We start from the raw sequence: 3,523 nt of genomic DNA on the forward strand, positions 1-3,523 counted from the left end.
GTCCCTGGCGGCGGCGAGGCCGTGCGTGGTGGCCGTGGCCGCGGCCCGCTCGAACAGCTCGGGCGCGTCCGGAGCGCCGTACGACGACGAGGCCAGCCCGCGGGCCATGGAGGCCCACGCCGCCAGGTCGCGTTCGGGCGGCGAGGTCTGGCCGCGGATGGCGTCGGCCAGCCCACGTTCGGACATCAGCGCGGCCCCGTCGGGCGCGATGACCACGGTGCCCGGATGCAGCGAGCCGTGCGTGAGCCCGGCGGCGTGCAGCGCGAGCAGCGTCTGCGCGGTCTCCAGCAGCACCGCAGCCGCGCCGCCCGCGTCGATCGGGCCCGCGGCCAGCAGGTCGGCCAGGGTGGGCTTGACCGCCTGGGCGGTGAGCAGCCACACCTGGTCGCCGGCCGCGACCACGTCGGCCACCGGGATCAGGCCACCGAGCCCGCCCAGCACCAGCCGCTGGTCGGTCAGCACGGCGGCGACGACCCGGTCGCGCACGCCGGGCAGCCCGATGACCTTCGGGTCGAACAGCAGCGCCCCGGCCCGGCGGCCGTCCGGCGAGATCGCGTCTATCCAGTTGCCGAGCTCGGTGATCCAGGTGTGTTCGGTGAGCCGGAAGCCGGCGATACCGTCTCGTGAGTTCTCCATCGCCGCAGCCCCCCGGCGCTTCTAGCGCTTCCTCCGATGCCGACCCGCCACGCGGCGTTTCACCGCAAGTGTGACCGGAACCGCGCCCCACGTCACCAGCCCCAGCGCCAGCAGTGCCCCGGCCCCCTCCTCGCCGCCCGGAGCGCCCGGCTCCGTCGGCGTGCTCGCCCCGGCCCGCGGCTCCCTCGGCGTGGTCGTGCCGCCCCCGCTCGGCTCGCCACTGGGCGTGACCGTGCGTGTGGGGGCGGGGGAGAAGGTGGGCGGGGCGGTCGTGCTGGGGGGCGGCGACGGCGGCTGGGTCGCGGTGGGCGGGTCGTCCACCGTGCCGGTGATCTCGGGGGCGGACGACTCGCTCGGCATGGGCTTCTTGGTGGTCCTGGCCGGGGTGGGCGTCGGCCTGACGGGCCGGGTCCTGGAGGGCTTGGGCGTGGGTGCCTTCGTGGAGGGCGGCGGCGCGGCGCTGTAGGAGGTGGTCGGCGCGGGCGTCGGCGTGCCGGAGGTCGAGCTCTTGGGGGTGGGCGTGGGCTCCTCGGTCTCGTCCACGGGCTCGTCGGTGGGGTCCTCGATCGGCTCCATGGTCGAGGGGGCGACCGTGCTGGGCGTCGCCTCGCTGCTCTGCGCCCGCAGGGCCGGGTCGCCGTCGAACGCGTTGACCGCGACCAGCGTCACCCCGACCAGGATCCCCACGCAGGCCGTACCGATGACGATCTTGGAGGAGAGCTTGGCCAGCAGCCTGGACGGCCCGCCGAAGGTCGTCTCGGCGAGCGAGGTCTGCGTCTCCGGCGCCAGGTCCGGCACGCTGGGGAACAGCATGACGAGCAGCCCGGCGAGCCTGGCCAGGCGGCGGCGCCCGCGCTGCTCCCAGTCGGGCCCGTACGCCTCGGCCGCGACGGCCTCGAGCTCGGTGAGGAACGCCTCGGCGGTCGGCGGGCGCTCGCCGGCGGTCTTGGCCATGCCCCGCTCGATCAGCCCGCGCAGCGGCGCCGGCACCTCCTCGACCGGCGGCTGCGCGCTCTGGTGCTGCCGCGCGAGCGCCGCGAGGGCCGGCGCGCGGAAGGGGCGGGTGCCGGTCAGGCACTCGAAGAACACGACGGTGGCGGCGTAGACGTCGGTGGAGGGGGCGGCAGGGGAGCCGGACCACTGCTCGGGGGCCATGTACGGCGGGGTCCCGGCGGCGCTCGTGCCCTCGCCGGACCGCGCCGCGATGCCGAAGTCGACGAGCTTGCTGGCGCCGTCACCCTGGACGACGACGTTCTCGGGCTTGAAGTCGCGGTGCACCACGCCGATCGCGTGCGCGGCGGCCAGGCCCTTGAGCGAGCCCTTGAGCACGGTTAGCGCCGCCTCGGGGCCGGTGGGACCCTCCGACCTGATGATCTGGCGCAGCGACACCCCGTTGACCAGCTCCATGATGATCGCCGCGCCGGCGCCGCTCTCGACATACTCGATCAGGCGGGCGTTGTACGGGCTGCGCAGGGTGCCGAGGAGCCTGGCCTCGTGCCGGAACCGGGCGACGAAGCCCACGTCGGACCTGAGCTCGTCGGCGAGGTACTTGATGGCGACCTCTGCGCCGTCGTGGTCGCGCCTCGCCAGGACCACCCGACCGGCGGAACCGCTCCCCAGCTCGCGGACGGCGCTGTACCCAGGGACCTCCCACTGCCCATCACCGTGCATAACGGTCTCCTCTGGAGTCTTCTGGGCCCCCACCCCGAACAAACGCACCGTAGCTTAACCAGAGTCGACCGCTTTCCGTCCATAACTAGATGAATGAGTCTGAAATCACAGGTCAGCGGACAGTGTCATCCGGTGCTCGAATGGTCCGAATCGCCGGCCGGGGGATCCTCGGTCCGGCCCTCGTCGGTGCCCGGCTCGCTGGGGACGGGATCCGGCTCCTCCTCCTGCGGCGGGCAGTCGGGGGTGCGCCCGCTCGCGCTGTCGCCGCCGTTGCCCGCCCGCGGCACGCTCGACGCGCGCACCTGCCACGTCGCGCCGCACGGCACCTTGCCGAACACGTGGCTCAGGGTCCTGGTGTAGGCGGTGTCGCCCGACAGGGTGAGCTGCTCGGTGTGCGAGAGCCCACCGGCCAGGGAGAAGGAGACGTTCAGCCGTACCGGCCGGTCGTTGACCGTGGCGACGGCGACCACCGCGACGGCGGATCCCCGGGCGCTCAGGGCCGCGCGCACGATCGACACCTTCCGCACGCCCGGCGGACAGGTCACCCGGGTCCGGGCGGTGGCCTGCCGGTCCCCGGCGGTCACCAGGACGGAGACCGTGGAGTCGCACGGCCGGTTCGCGAAGGCGTGACCCAACGACCTGGCGTAGGAGGTGCGGCCGGAGAGCGTCTCCTCCTTGGTGCCGACCGGGTCGCCGTTGATCGCGAACCTGGCGCGCACCGGGACGGCGGCGGTGCCGCTGGTTAAGACCCGGATCCTCGCGGTGGCGGCGGAGCCGGGCGCGGGGGCCATGCCGAGCGCCACCCTCAGCCCGGTGACCGTCGTGGGGCAGGGCGGCACGTCCAGCGTGGCGGTCCTGGCGCCGCCCGGCGCGGCGGGGGTGGTCGCGACGGTCAGGGAGACCGTCCTGCCGCACGGGCGCTCGCCGAGATCATGGCTGAACGTGCGGGTGTAGGAGGTGTCGCCCGTGAGCCGTACCCGCTCGGTGTGGACGGTGGCGCCGCCGACCGACCAGGTGGCGGTGGCGGTGATCGGGGCGGTGCCGGTGGCGCGGATCGTGACCGTGCCGCTGGCGACCGCGTCGGAGTTCACCGCGAGCCCGCCGACCGCGAGCGCCGCCACCGAGGTGGCCGGGGTGGGCGTCTGGGTGATCGTCGGGGTTGGCGTGACCGTCGGCGTGGGGGTGAGGGTCGGAGTCGGCGTGGGGGTCGGGGTGG

The 3,523-nt window shown here is 74.6% G+C and carries 3 protein-coding genes; all 3 read right to left on the reverse strand.

Features of this window, described 5'->3' with window-relative positions; all coding sequences use genetic code 11:
- Nucleotides 1–636, reverse strand: a 636-nt coding sequence (locus DQW85_RS12075; protein WP_476703600.1) for a protein kinase family protein, incomplete at its 3' end; no start/stop codon positions are given.
- A 21-nt stretch (nucleotides 637–657) separates the two neighbouring features.
- A complete protein-coding gene (locus tag DQW85_RS12080) occupies nucleotides 658–2,307 on the reverse strand; it encodes a serine/threonine protein kinase (protein WP_113700421.1) in 1,650 nt (549 codons plus the stop codon).
- Between the two features lie 125 nt (nucleotides 2,308–2,432).
- A partial coding sequence (locus DQW85_RS12085; RefSeq protein WP_205315059.1) for a hypothetical protein occupies nucleotides 2,433–3,523 on the reverse strand: 1,091 nt, incomplete at its 5' end.

Origin of the sequence: Nonomuraea lactucae, assembly GCF_003313395.1 — a bacterium.
Taxonomy (GTDB): Bacteria; Actinomycetota; Actinomycetes; order Streptosporangiales; family Streptosporangiaceae; genus Nonomuraea; species Nonomuraea lactucae.

Bases quoted from the DNA above. Each gene is read 5' to 3' on its own strand.
- DQW85_RS12080 (WP_113700421.1), bottom strand. From the start codon at position 2,307: ATGCACGGTGATGGGCAGTGGGAGGTCCCTGGGTACAGCGCCGTCCGC.